Genomic DNA, 13,304 nt, shown 5'->3' with positions numbered 1-13,304 from the left:
GGACAAAAGGAACGCCGCCTTTTCCAGCCTGACGGCCAGGGAAAGGCGGCGCTTGTTATTCTATTCCTGGGGCGGCTCCGGATCGGGAGCCAGGGGGATGGATACGGTGACCTTGAACAGATCCCCGTCGATGTCGATGACAAAGGTGCCGTGCTGTAGCTCGGTAAGACTGCGGGCGATGGACAGCCCCAGGCCGGAGCCCTCGGTGGCCCGGGAGGAATCTCCCCGGACGAAGCGCTCCATCAGTTGCCGGGGCGGGATGTTCAGCTGCTGCCGGGAGATGTTTTTCACCACGAATACCCCCTGGCCGTCCCGGCTGGAAATGCCCAGATAAATGCGGGTCCCCTCCAGGGTGTACTTGTTGCAGTTGGATAGCAGGTTATCGATGACCCGCCACAGCTGGTGCCCGTCGGCCAGCACCCATACCTCCCGCTCCGGATACTCGGCCACCACCTTCAGGTCGCTGAGGGCAAACCGGTCCTCAAATTCCCCCAGGGCCTGCTGGACCAGCTGCACCAGTCCCAGCCGTTCGAGACGGACGGTCAGGGTCCCGGTGGAGGCCTTAGAGGCCTCCACCAGGTCCTCGGTAAGCTTTTTCAACCGCTGACTCTTGCGGGAAAGCACCTCCAGATAGGACTGGGCCTGCGGGTCGTCGATGGGCCGCTTTTTCATCAGATCCACATAGTTGAGGATGGAGGTAAGAGGGGTTTTCAGGTCGTGGGAAACGTTGGTGATGAGCTCCGCCCGGAACCGCTCGCTGCGGATGCGCTCCTCCACCGCCTGGCTGATGGTGCCGCCCAGGTCGTTGAGCTGCCGGGCGTGCTGGGCCAGATCGACGTACATCCCCCGGGTGTCAATCTTGTAAGCGGGGTCGCCTCCCAGGATCTCCTCGGTACCCTGGCGTACCCGCCGCCACTGGATGGCCCAGCGGCACACCAGCCACAAAACCGCCCCCTGGTACACCGGGGCCAGGATCACCGTCAGGTTGGTGAGATAGGAGCCCAGCAGATAGAGCAGGAACAGAACGATCACCCGGCGGGTCATGGGCCAGGAGTGGGAGATGGTGCGTAGCAGGGCGTGGAGAGAGAAGATGAGTCGCCGGATCAGGGTATTTCGCCACAGGTGCCCGGCTCGTACCCGGACGATAAGGGTGAGCAGCAGGGAAAGCAGACACAGGCCGATACCGCTGGATATGCAGGCCAGTCCCACCACAAGGTCGGTGGCAGGCCCGGTGGCATTGAGGGCGGTGGTAAGGGGGGCGCCGCCGACGAGCAGCAGCAGGATGGCACCGGCGTCCAGGAGGAGCAGCAGATCCAGGGGGATCCGGTCAAACCGGCTGAGAGGGGCGGGGGAGCCGTCGGCCTGGCGTCCCGCCGTTTTGCACAGCAGCAGGGTAAGCAGCACGCAGGCCGCGTCCAGCACTACGGTCAGGATGGCCAGGGCGGGAAGGTAGCGGGCGTACTCCCCGAAATCCTCCAACCCCTCCCAGAACTCGTCCTCCACGGTCAGGGGGTCGGCCACCCCGTACTCGATGGCCAGCTCGATGTACATCAGGCGGCTGTCCTGGGACAGCTGGTAGTTCCAGGTGTAGCCGGTGAAGGTGTAACCGTACTGGGCGGCCAGAGCGGCGTCGGCGGGGGTGAGCAGCTGTTCGGTGCCGTCGGACAGCACCACATACAGCAGGTAGTACTGCTTTTCCCCGTTCCACACGTAGTAGTCCTTGCTGTGGCTGTCGTCCTCGTCATAGATCACCGGCACCGAGCCTCGGGTGACGGTGTGGACGCTGCCCTCGATCACCGCGCCATCGTCCAGGTTGTCGTAGAGCAGGGCGCCGGTGTCGTTGTGGCGGACGGAGAAGCGGAAGTTGGTGCGCGACCCGTCCAGGGCGGATTTCAGGTCGCTGATCCGCTGATGGTCCAGGTAGGACAGGGGGGCTCCCCAGGCTTGATATTGGAGCAGCCGGGCGAGCTCCTGGGCCTGGAGATAGCGGTTCTCCATGGCCTGGGCACAGGAGTTGCTGGAGTAGTAGCCCACGCCGGTCCACAGGGTGTCCCACTGGGAGAATATGAATAGGGTGGCCCAGAAGCCCCCCACGCCGGTGCCCAGAGCCAGCAGAAAGAGAAGTGCCTTGGCCGCCAGCTTGTTCAACAGTTGTTTCACGGTCCACCTCTCCTTTGTGTGGCGGGTCAGAGCTTTTCCATCTTATAGCCCAGTCCCCACACCACCTTGATGTAGCGGGGGCTGGCGGGGTCAATCTCGATTTTCTCCCGCAAATGCCGGATATGGACGGCTACCGTGCTCTCCGAGCCCACGGAGGTGTCGTTCCATACCATCTCGTAGATCTGGGCGGTGGAAAAGACCCGGCCGGGGTTTTTCAGCAGCAGGAGCAGGATATTGTATTCCAGCGGGGTGAGGGACACCGGCTCTCCGTCCACCGTCACCGACTTGGCCCCGTCGTCCAGCCGGATGCCTCCATTGGTCAACACGTGAGGTCCCGCCTCCTCTGCGGCCCTCCCTCCCAGGCTGGTGTACCGCCGTAGCTGGCTGCGTACCCGGGCGATGACTTCGATGGGGTTAAAGGGTTTGGTGATGTAGTCGTCTGCCCCGATGTTCAACCCCAGCACCTTGTCGGCATCCTCACTTTTGGCGGTGAGCAGGATGATGGGCAGGTTGCTGTGCTCCCGCAGCTTGGCGGTGGCCCGGATACCGTCTATGCCGGGCATCATGATATCCATCAGGACCAGGTCCACCGGCTGTTCCTCCGCCGCCTTCAGAGCCTCCCGACCGTCATAGGTTTTGACGGTGCGGTAGCCCTCGCTGGTAAGATAAATATCCAGAGCGGAGACGATATCCCTGTCGTCGTCGCAGATCAAAATGGTATACACACTCGTCCCTCCCAAGGTACCAGGATACAGCATATTCTACCCCAAACCGGCGGCGGACGCAAGGCGGAACCGGTTACCATAAGAGAGATAGGGAGAAAACAGTTGCGCCTGTCCCGCCGGTCCGGTATACTATGGAAAAGACGGAAAAGCGGCCCTGCTCCACGGCGGGCGCCGCTTTTTTCTGAGGAGGAAACGCCATGGAGCTGTGGCTGGGCAGGGGAGAGGTTTGGGATCTGCTGGCGGAGATGCTGGGGGAGAGCAGGGGCTGGGCGGGACTGCCGCCGGTGGCCCGGGCCCCCCAGGGCAAGCCCTGGTTTCCTGACCACCCGGAGGTCCATTTCAATCTGAGTCACAGCGGAGAGCTGGCCCTGTGCGGCGTGGGTGAGGCACCTTTGGGAGTGGACGTGGAGGAGCTGCGGCCAAGGCGGCCGGGGCTGGATCGCTATGTCCTCTCCCGGACGGAATTTGAATGGTATACCGGCCAGGGCGGAGGTTGGGAGAATCTTTACACGCTGTGGACCCTGAAGGAGGCCCGCGTAAAGTGCCTGGGCACCGGCCTGCGCACCGCTCCCCGGGACATCCGGATCCCTCTGCTGCGCCCTGGTCAAGAGGGAGAGCTGGATGGCCTGCGGTTCATGTCTTACGGAGGCCCGGGCTGGCGGGGGGCGGTCTGCACCGCCGGCGGGGAGCCACTGCCGCCCATGCTCCGGCGATGGAAATGAGGCTTGTCGCCATATCTTAATAAGATTTTAAGAAAGTGCATCCTAATTTCTAAAAAAATAGGGGTTACAATATACACTAACATTAGTGTGGATTGCTGTGAGCACACCAAAGGAGGAAGCTCCGTGAATATTTTGATCCTGACGGGGCGGTTCTGCATGGGCCACTGGTCCGCGTCCAGATCCCTGGCCCAACAGATCGTGGAGGCCTACCCCGGCGCCCGGGTGCACATTGAGGACCTGATGGACTATGCCATGCCTGAACTGTCCGATGCGGTATACAAGGGCTATAATCTGCTGGTCACCTGCGGACCGGCGTTGTTCAACGCCTATTACAAGCTGAAGGAAAATGCTCCCGCCCATCTGCATTTTGCCGGTCACTTTGTGGAAAAGCTTACCGGTCTGCTGGAGGCGGAGCGGCCCGACGTGGTCATCGCTACCCACCCCTTCTGTGCCCAGGTGGTGTCCCGTTATAAGAAGGTCACCGGGAAAAAGCTGCCCCTGATCACCTGCGTCACCGATATCTCGGCCCACTCCGAGTGGATCTGCCAGGGCACCGATTGCTACCTGGTGGGCAGCCTGCAGGTTCGGGACAAGCTGGTGGACAAGGGAGTGGACCGGGATCGGATCTGTGTCACCGGGATCCCTGTCCGGGCGGAATTTCTCTCCGCTCGCCCCCGGTCCCAACAGACCCGGGGGAAGGACGCGCCCCGCCAGCTGCTTATTATGGGGGGCGGCCTGGGGCTGATGCCCCGGAAGGATTCCTTCTACGAGGCACTGAATGCCATGCCTGGGGTACATACCACCATTATCACTGGCCGTAACCAGAAGTTGTTTGAACGGCTCAGCGGCAAGTATGAAAACATCGAGGTAGTGGGGTTCACCGACCGGGTGTACGAGTATATGTCCCGGTCCCATCTGCTGCTCACCAAGCCCGGAGGTATCACTACCTTTGAGGCTCTGTTTTCCCAGTTGCCCATCCTGGCCTGGGAGCCTTTCTTGGAGCAGGAGCGGAAAAACGCCCGGTTCCTGGTGGACCAGGGCATTGGGCGGGTGGCCCAGAAGGAGAGCAGCCGCTGCCTGCAGGCCATCCGGGCGCTGATCTATGACGACCAGGCCCTGGACCAGATGACGGCCAACATGGGGCGGCTGAAAGAGATGCTGTGCCAGGAGCGGATGTGCGACATTGTGGCCACCGCGGCCCGGATGAGTGAGGTGTGTGCCTGATGGGAACTAAGCGGAGCCGGATCGGAATGCTCATACTGGTGGTGCTGATGGTGGCCACCTTCTGGATCCTGCTGCGGGATATGCCCCTGACCAGGCTGGGATCAGTATTGGGGCAGCTCAGGCCGGGCTGGATCATTGGCGGGATGGCTTTGATGCTGCTGATGATGACCAGCGAGGCCGCCTGCACCCGACAGATTCTCCCCTGTCTGGGGTATGAGACCGGCCTGCTTCGTTGCCTGTCCTATTCCTTCGCCGGATATTATTTCAGTGCCATTACCCCCTCGGCCACCGGAGGCCAGCCGGCCCAGGTATATTGCATGGTCCGGGATGGAGTATCCGCTGCCCATGGGACCCTGAACATGCTGCTGCTGTCTATGTGCTATCAGGTTACCCTGCTGCTGCTGGCTGGGCTTGCTGCTGTGCTTTACCCCTGGCTGCTGGTGGAGATGGGAGGCGGTATGGCCATCCTGTTGGTATACGGGATCTTGGTCAATGTGGCCCTCACCGCCGGGATGCTCTGTCTGATGTTCCTGCCAAACGCTGCCCGAAAGATTTGCTCCGGGGTGCTCAACCTGCTGGTAAAGGTCCGCCTGGTGCGCAATCGGGCCAAGGCGGAGGAAAAACTGGAGCGGCAGATGGAGGACTACCGCAGCGGCGCCGAATGCCTGCGCCGTAACCCCACCCTGCCCTTCCGGCTGCTGGGTTGCTCCATCCTTCAGCTGGGTGCCCTGTTCAGCGTGCCCTATATGGTCTACCGGGCTTTTGGACTGAGCGGGTACGGCGTGCTGGAGCTGTTGGGGGCTCAGGCGCTGCTTACTTTGGCGGTGGGCTCTCTGCCCCTGCCCGGGGCGGTGGGAGCCTCCGAGGGGGGCTTCCTGCGGGGCTTCACCCTGTTTTTTGGGGCGGAGCTGGTGACCCCCGCCGTGCTGGTCTCCCGGGGGATCAGCTTCTACTCCTTTATGGTGCTCAGCGGGGTCATCACTCTGGTGGTCCACCTGTGGGTCCGTCGGAGGAACGCGGAGGGCCCCCCCGCCTGCCCTAAGCGGGCCCGGGGATCAGCGGTTACCTGAGCAACCGGGCAAACCAGACATGAAAAGCGACGCCGTCCGGCGTCGTTTTTTCTCTTGTGCGGCAGGAGCTTGTGCTTTATAATCAAGGCAAAGCAAATTGGGGAGGTCGGAATATGTACTATTTGGGAATTGATCTGGGCGGTACCAATGTGGCCGCCGCCGTGGTGGATGAGGAAGGTGTGATCCTGGGCAAAGCCAGTTTGCCCACCCCCCGGGACGTGCCCGCCTATCAGGTAGCCGACCAGATGGCTGCCGCCTCCGCCGCGGCCGTGGAAAAGACGGGCTTGTCCATGGCGGATATTGCCTCGGTGGGCATTGGCTCCCCCGGCACCATCGAGCCGGACACCGGGGTGATCCGTTACTGGTCTAACCTGGACTTCCGCAACGTGCCCCTGGCTTCCCTGGTGGAGGAGCGGCTGCACAAGGATATCTATCTGGAAAATGACGCCAATGCCGCCGCCCTGGGGGAGTTTGCCGCCGGAGCCGCCAAGGGCAGCAGCTCCATGGTGGCCATTACCCTGGGCACCGGCATCGGCGGCGGCGCCGTGCTGGGGGGCAAGCTGTATACCGGCTTTAACTACGCCGGCATGGAGGTGGGCCACTTTGTCATCGAGCACGGCGGCCGGCAGTGTACCTGCGGCCGGAAGGGTTGCTTTGAGGCCTATTGCTCCGCCACCGCCCTCATCAAGCGCACCCGGCAGGTGATGGAGGAGCATCGGGACTCCAAGCTGTGGGAGCTGGCCGGCACCCTGGAGGGAGTCAACGGCCGTACTCCCTTTGACGCCGCCGCTCTTGGTGACGCTGCCGGGGGTATGATCATCGACGAGTACGTGGACTACCTGGGCTGCGGAGTGGCCAGCCTGGTGAATATTTTCCAGCCTGAGGTTTTCTGCATCGGTGGAGGCCCCTCCGCCCAGGGAGAGACCCTGATGGCCCCGGTGCGCTATATCCTTAACCGGGAGGACTACGCCCGCAACAGCGTCCACCGCACCCGACTGGTACGGGCTGCTCTGGGAAACGACGCCGGGATCATTGGCGCCGCCCTGCTGCCCTTGTTCCGATAAGGCCCCCGGGCCCGCCGAATACACGGCGGGCCCGTTTTTTTCATTCCACCGGCTCATAGCCCGCCAGTTCCGGCTCTTCCGTCCCTGACTCCCCGGAGGCAAGCGGGGCAAGGGTGAGGGACAGCCCGAAGAGCACCGCGGCCCCGGCGGCAATGGTCTCCACCCGGTGGGCCTCCAGCCAGGCCCGGTGCTTTTCCAGGGCGGGCAGTCTCAGCGCCCCGGCGTACAACAGGGCGGCTCCGCCGCCGCACAGGGCCAGCCGGAGAGCTGCCTGGGATTTATCCAGCTTGAGATCCATCTGATCCCCTCCTTCCCTTTAGTATAGTAAGGAAAGAGGAAAGAATTGCTTAAGATTTTTTTGCTCCACTTGTACAGCCTGTTAATATCAGATATAATGGAAACCATCAAATTTGCCGCAACGGCAGCAGCGAGGGCAGCGACATGAAAGGCAAGCAAAAACAGCGTACCGCCCTCCCCGAGGGACCCAGGCCCCGGCGGGAGGTGCCACGGGTCAGCGCGGACCCCAACGTGGGCCTGACCATGGCTCAGGTAAAGGAACGGCAGCAAAATGGCTGGGCCAATGACCCGGTGGAGTCTCCCACCAAAACGGTGGGGCAGATTGTCCGGGAAAACGTGGTCACCTTCTTTAATTTTATCTTTATCATTCTGGCCGCCCTGCTCATCATCGTGGGCTCGGTGGAGGATCTGCTCTTCCTGCTCATCGCCATTGCCAACACCTGCATCGGCATCTTTCAGCAGCTGCGCTCCAAGCAGACCATTGACAAGTTGAATCTGCTGGCTGCCCCCAGGGCCAATGTGATACGGGAGGGCCATCTGGGCTCGGTGCCCGCCGCCCATCTGGTGCGGGACGACGTGGCCGAGCTGGCCTCCGGGGATCAGATCCCCGCCGACGCCACTGTCCTGGCAGGGCAGGTCCAGGTCAACGAGGCCCTTATCACCGGCGAGGCCGACGCCATTGTGAAAAATCCCGGAGACCAGCTGCTTTCCGGTTCCTTTGTGGTGGCAGGTCGCTGCCGGGCCCGGCTGGATCGGGTGGGTGCCGACTCCTATGCCGCCAAGCTCACCCTGGAGGCCAAAAAGGATGTGACTGTGGGCAAGAGCGAGATGATGTCCTCTCTGGACAAGCTGATCCGGGTCATCGGTATCCTGCTTATCCCCATTGGCATCGCTCTCTTCGCCAAGGAATACTTTATCGTGGGACGCACCTTCCAGGAAACGGTGGTGTCCACCGTGGCCGCCCTCATCGGCATGATCCCCGAGGGCCTGTATCTGCTGACCAGTGTGGCCCTGGCGGTGAGCATGATCCGTCTGGCCCAAGGCAAGGTGCTGGCCCAGGATATGAACTGCATCGAGACCCTGGCCCGGGTGGACGTGCTGTGCGTGGACAAGACGGGCACCATCACCGAGCCCCGCATGGAGGTGGGGGAGGTGGTGTACCTGGACGAGGACCAGTACGCTGAGACCCAGGTGACCGAGATCCTGAACGCCTTCTACCAGGCGGTGGAGGCTGACAACGACACCGCCCGGGCCATGCAGAAAAAATTCCACGGACACTCGGCCTGGCACGTCCAGACCACCATTCCCTTCACCTCCGCCACCAAGTGGAGCGCCGCCGTCTTTGCCGGACATGGAGCCTATGTGGTGGGAGCCCCCGAGTTTATTTTGGGTTATCGGTACGGGGACCTGAAGGAGGAGGTAGATCCCTGGTCCGCCAAGGGCTACCGGGTGTTGCTGGCGGCGGAATACAAGGGTACCCCCGACCAGAAGGGGCTGGACCCCGCCCGGGTGTGCCCTATGGCCCTGGTGCTGCTGGCCAATCGGGTGCGGGAATCCGCCCCTAAGACCTTCCAGTTCTTTGCGCAGCAGAAGGTGGCCGTGAAGGTCATCTCCGGGGACAACCCGGTGACGGTAGCCGAGGTGGCCCGCCAGGCAGGCATCCAGGGGGCGGACCGCTATGTGGATGCCGCAACCCTCCGCAGCGAGGAGGATATGGACCGGGCAGTGCGGCAGTATACCGTGTTTGGCCGGGTCACCCCCGACCAGAAACGGAAGCTGGTGCGGGCCCTCCAGCGGGCGGGCCATACCGTTGCCATGACCGGCGACGGGGTCAACGACGTGCTGGCCCTGAAGGACGCCGACTGCGGCATCGCCATGGCATCCGGCGCTGAAGCCGCCTGCCACGCCGCTCAGCTGGTGCTGCTGAATTCTGACTTTGCCGCCATGCCCAAGGTGGTGGCCGAGGGCCGGCGGGTCATCAACAACATCCAGCGGGCTGCTGCCCTCTACCTGGTGAAGAATATTTTTTCCTTCTTCCTGTCCATCATCTCCCTGTTCGCCACCTTCCCCTATCCGGTGACTCCGCTGCAAATTTCCTTCCTCAGCGCCGTCACCATCGGGGTGCCCTCTCTCTTCCTGGCCCTGGAGCCCAACCACGCCTTGGTCAAGGGTAAATTCCTGAGCAATGTGTTCCGGGCGGCCCTGCCCGGAGGCTTGACCGATTTGATTATTGTACTGGGTGTGGTAGCCTTCTACGTGGTGTTTGGCTTTACCACCGACCAGCTATCTTCCATGTCCGCCATCCTGCTGGTGACTATCGGATTGATGGTGCTCTTCCAGGTCTGTAAGCCCTTCGACTGGAAACGGCGGGTTCTGATGATCGCTATGACCGGGGCCTCGGTGGTGTCCATTGTCTGGTTTGGCTCCAGCTTTGGCATCAGCCCCCTGGACCTGAAAAGTGGTATGGTGCTGGCGGTGTTCATGGGTCTAGCCTATCCGGTGATGCACGTGATCCTCAAGGCTTTTGAGTTAGGGGCTATCTTGTGGGACAAGCTTCGCCAGATGAGACGCCGGGAAGAGGAGCCGGAGGAGTGCTGACAGACGGCGTATGCACATTTGTGACAAAAAATTGCCTTTACTTTTTCACCTACCGCTGATATAATGACCGAGAAATGAATCCGTATCCGCAGTCGCGGCAGTGCCGCACAGGGGAAGCCGGTGAGAATCCGGCGCAGTCTTACCTCTACTGTAAGCGTGGACAAAGGCGCGTGAACCATTGGCCCGACGGGGCTGAGAAGGAGTGCCGGAGGAGGAAGCGCAAGCCAGGAGACCCGCTGCGAAGATACAGACAACGTGGCTCTGAGGTGGAGAGGCACGGCATGGTTTGGCGCAAAAAGCCCTTCCCACCCGGGAGGGGCTTTTTTGAATTATTGAAAAGGTGGCATAGACGCCACTTTTTCCAGTGGGTTGCAGTAGGCTGAACAGGTTTCGTTTTTTTCGCCTGGGGGCGCGGATCCTGTGGGGCTTTTTAAAAGCTGATTTGTTTAAGGAGGGCGTGACCGGTGCTGGAGCTCTATATCCCGGTGGGGAAACAACGGCTGCGCTGCGGCTATACCACCGGTACCTGCGCTGCCGCAGCAGCCGCGGGAGCTGCCCGGCTGCTGCTCACCGGGGAGGCAATCCCTTCCGTACAGGTGGACACCCCGGCGGGGGTCAAAGTGGAGGCGGAGCTGCTGGAGCACGCCGCCGGAGAAAACTGGGCCTCCTGCGCCGTGCGGAAGGACGGGGGAGATGACCCGGACGTGACCCACGGGGTGCTGATCTGCGCCAGAGTGGAACGGAGGACTGCTCCCGGTGTTGCCATCGACGGCGGCGTTGGAGTAGGCCGGGTCACCAGGCCCGGTCTGGATCAGCCCGTGGGGCAAGCCGCCATCAATTCCGTCCCCCGGCGGATGATCGCCACCCAAGTGGAGCGTGTCATGGCTGAAGCCGGCTGCGCGGATGGACTGACAGTGACCATCTATGTGCCCCAGGGGGAGAAACTGGCGGCGCATACCTTCAATCCCCGGCTGGGCATCGTGGGGGGCATTTCCATTTTGGGCACCAGCGGCATCGTCCGGCCCATGAGCGAGGCTGCCCTCATCGACTCCCTCTATCTGGAGCAGGATATGGCCAGGGCCGCCGGGGTAAAAGACCTGCTGGTCACACCCGGCAACTACGGGGATGCCTTTGCAACGCAGGTGCTGGGTCTGGAACTGACCTATCGGTGTACATGCAGCAATTATATTGGCGCTGCCATCGACCACGCCGCCGGACTGGGGTTTTCCTCTCTGCTGTTGGTGGGCCACTTGGGTAAGCTGGTCAAGGTGGCGGCAGGCGGCATGAATACCCACTCCCGGGTGGCCGACGGGCGGCGGGAAACCCTCACTGCCCACGCGGCTCTGGCGGGCGGCTCGCCGGAGCTGCTCCGGGCTCTGTTTGACAGTCCCACTACCGATGCAGGGGTGGAGCTGCTGAAAAAGGCCGGCCTGCTGGAGCCGGTGATGGTCTCTGTTGGGGCGGCACTGGAGGATCAGCTCCGCCACCGGGCGGGGCCGGAGCTGGAGATTGAGGCGGTCTTCTTTTCCAATCAATACGGTATTTTGGGAAAAACATCGGGGGCGGACCGGCTGCTGGCCCTCCACCGGGTATAGGAGGAACTTATGGTACATTTCATCGGTGCGGGCCCTGGCGGGGCCGATCTGATCACCGTCCGGGGGGCCAGACTGCTGGGAGAGGCCGACGTCATCATCTACGCCGGCTCCCTGGTGAACCCTGTCCTGCTGGACTACAAAAAAGCGGGCTGCCAGGTATACGACAGCGCCAAAATGACCCTGGAAGAGGTTGTCGCTGTCATGAAGACCACCGAGGAAAGAGGCGGTATCACGGTTCGGCTCCACACCGGCGATCCCTCCCTCTACGGGGCTATCCGGGAGCAGATGGACGAGCTGGATAAACTAGGAATTTCCTACGACGTAACCCCCGGCGTGTCCTCCTTCTCCGGGGCGGCGGCTGCCCTCCAGGCCGAGTATACCCTGCCCGACGTATCCCAGTCGGTGATCATCACCCGCATGGCGGGCCGCACGCCGGTGCCCGAGGGAGAGCAGCTGCGGAAGATGGCCTCTCACGGCTGCACCATGGTGCTCTTTTTGTCCACCGGTCTGCTGGAGGATGTGGAAAAAGAACTGGCGGCGGGCGGCTATGCCCCCGACACCCCGGCGGCTATCGTGTACAAGGCCACCTGGCCGGAGGAGAAGGTGTACCGCTGCACCGTGTCCACCCTGGCAAAGACCGCCCGGGAAAACCACGTTACCAAGACGGCGCTGATCACAATCGGTAATTTCTTGGGCGAAAAATACGAAAGATCCAAGCTGTACGACCCCACCTTCACCCACGAGTTCCGGGAGGCCAGCAAGTGACAGCGGCCATTCTGGCCTTTACCCGCCAGGGGGCGGCCTTGGGAAAGGTGCTGGCGAAGGCGCTGGACGCCTCCCTCCACGTGCCCGCCCGGTTTGCCGCTGAGGTTGGGGCGGAGGCATACGACAGCCTGGAGGGCTGGACGGCGCGGATGTGGGGGGAAAAGGACGCCCTCATTTTCGTGGGAGCCTGCGGCATCGCCGTCCGGGCCATTGCCCCCCATGTGAAGGATAAATTCACCGACCCCGCCGTGGTGAGCGTGGACGAGGCGGGGCGGTTCGTCATTCCCCTCCTCTCCGGCCACGTGGGCGGGGCCAATGAGCTGGCCCTCCGGGTGGAGGCTCTCACCGGCGGCCAGGCGGCCATCTCCACCGCCACAGACGTCAACGGCCTCTTTGCCGTGGACGTGTGGGCCAGGGGGCGGGATATGGTCATTACAGACCGGACGCTAGCCAAGGAGGTGTCCGCCGCTCTGCTGGAAGGGAAGCCGGTGGGCTTTGCCAGCGACTTCGGCCACCCCTGCCCCCAGGGACTGGCGGAAGGCCCGGCGGAGCTTGGGGTGTGGGTCACCTGGAAGACCGGGGAAGGGCCCTTCCCCCGGACCCTACGGCTGGCTCCCAAGGGGCTGATCCTGGGGATCGGCTGCAAGAAGGGAACAAATGCGGCAGCCATTCAGGCGGCGGTGAATGAGGCCCTCACCGGCCATGAGCCTGCCGCCGTGGAGCGGGTGGCTACCATAGATTTAAAGGAGAAGGAGCCCGGCCTGTTGGTCTTCTGCGCCGCCCATGACCTGCCCCTGTCCGTCTATTCGGCGGAGGAGCTGGCAGCGGCGGAGGGGAAGTTCACTCCCTCTGCGTTTGTAAAAACCGTCACCGGAGTGGACAACGTGTGTGAGCGGGCGGCGGTCCGGGCCGGGGGGACCATCCTGGTGCCCAAGCTGGCGAAAAACGGCGTCACCGTGGCGGTGGCGGGAAGGAAAGGTTGAAACATTGTAATCTAAGTACCATTCCGAAAAAGGACGCACAAAACCAAGCCCCCTAAGAGCGGGCGAAGAATGCAGATATGCTTAAAGTCTAAGCGGTGGAT

Annotated in this window: 11 protein-coding genes and 1 riboswitch; of the genes, 8 read left to right on the top strand and 3 right to left on the bottom strand. The window is 62.4% G+C overall.

Features of this window, described 5'->3' with window-relative positions:
- Positions 1-60 precede the first annotated feature (60 nt).
- On the bottom strand, positions 61-2,160 hold the full coding sequence (locus H6B51_RS08270; RefSeq protein WP_204883228.1) for a sensor histidine kinase: 2,100 nt from the start codon (positions 2,158-2,160) through the stop codon (positions 61-63).
- A gap of 26 nt (positions 2,161-2,186) precedes the next feature.
- Positions 2,187-2,885 (bottom strand): response regulator transcription factor, encoded by a 699-nt coding sequence (locus H6B51_RS08265; protein ID WP_204883227.1) that lies wholly within the window; start codon positions 2,883-2,885, stop codon positions 2,187-2,189.
- A gap of 197 nt (positions 2,886-3,082) precedes the next feature.
- On the opposite strand from H6B51_RS08265, the gene H6B51_RS08260 reads away from it, so the two are divergent.
- The 4 genes from H6B51_RS08260 (at position 3,083) to H6B51_RS08245 (ending at position 6,965) form a co-directional block, all read left to right on the top strand.
- Positions 3,083-3,607, top strand: a complete 525-nt coding sequence (locus H6B51_RS08260; RefSeq protein WP_204883226.1) for a 4'-phosphopantetheinyl transferase family protein — start codon at positions 3,083-3,085, stop codon at positions 3,605-3,607.
- Between the two features lie 123 nt (positions 3,608-3,730).
- Positions 3,731-4,831: an MGDG synthase family glycosyltransferase gene (locus H6B51_RS08255; protein ID WP_335342126.1), complete on the top strand. Its 1,101-nt coding sequence runs from the start codon at positions 3,731-3,733 to the stop codon at positions 4,829-4,831.
- Positions 4,831-5,901, top strand: coding sequence for a lysylphosphatidylglycerol synthase transmembrane domain-containing protein (locus H6B51_RS08250; RefSeq protein ID WP_204883225.1), 1,071 nt, complete (start codon positions 4,831-4,833; stop codon positions 5,899-5,901). The genes H6B51_RS08255 and H6B51_RS08250 overlap by 1 nt, the downstream gene beginning before the upstream one ends.
- A gap of 113 nt (positions 5,902-6,014) precedes the next feature.
- Positions 6,015-6,965 carry an ROK family protein gene (locus H6B51_RS08245; protein ID WP_204883224.1) on the top strand — a complete coding sequence of 317 codons (951 nt, stop codon included), beginning with the start codon at positions 6,015-6,017 and terminating at the stop codon, positions 6,963-6,965.
- 40 nt (positions 6,966-7,005) lie between these two features.
- Here H6B51_RS08245 and H6B51_RS08240 read toward each other — a convergent pair whose 3' ends face one another.
- Entirely contained in the window at positions 7,006-7,263 is a 258-nt protein-coding gene (locus H6B51_RS08240; RefSeq protein WP_204883223.1) for a hypothetical protein, read from the bottom strand.
- 143 nt (positions 7,264-7,406) lie between these two features.
- On the opposite strand from H6B51_RS08240, the gene H6B51_RS08235 reads away from it, so the two are divergent.
- From H6B51_RS08235 to H6B51_RS08220, 4 genes are all read left to right on the top strand, one after another.
- Positions 7,407-9,860, top strand: coding sequence for a cation-translocating P-type ATPase (locus H6B51_RS08235; protein ID WP_204883222.1), 2,454 nt, complete (start codon positions 7,407-7,409; stop codon positions 9,858-9,860).
- Between the two features lie 72 nt (positions 9,861-9,932).
- A riboswitch (cobalamin riboswitch) is annotated at positions 9,933-10,115 on the top strand.
- Between the two features lie 209 nt (positions 10,116-10,324).
- Positions 10,325-11,455, top strand: coding sequence for a cobalt-precorrin-5B (C(1))-methyltransferase CbiD (gene cbiD / locus H6B51_RS08230; RefSeq protein ID WP_204883221.1), 1,131 nt, complete (start codon positions 10,325-10,327; stop codon positions 11,453-11,455).
- 9 nt (positions 11,456-11,464) lie between these two features.
- The gene (cobM, locus tag H6B51_RS08225; protein ID WP_204883220.1) at positions 11,465-12,220 is read left to right on the top strand and encodes a precorrin-4 C(11)-methyltransferase; all 756 of its coding nucleotides are present in this window, start codon (positions 11,465-11,467) and stop codon (positions 12,218-12,220) included.
- A complete protein-coding gene (locus H6B51_RS08220) occupies positions 12,217-13,203 on the top strand; it encodes a cobalt-precorrin 5A hydrolase (RefSeq protein ID WP_204883219.1) in 987 nt (328 codons plus the stop codon). Before cobM ends, H6B51_RS08220 begins: the two co-directional genes overlap by 4 nt.
- Positions 13,204-13,304 lie beyond the last annotated feature (101 nt).

It is taken from the genome of Pseudoflavonifractor phocaeensis, assembly GCF_016901955.1.
GTDB classification, from domain to species: domain Bacteria; phylum Bacillota; class Clostridia; order Oscillospirales; family Oscillospiraceae; genus Flavonifractor; species Flavonifractor phocaeensis_A.
This window is presented reverse-complemented; position numbering and strand designations above follow the sequence as displayed.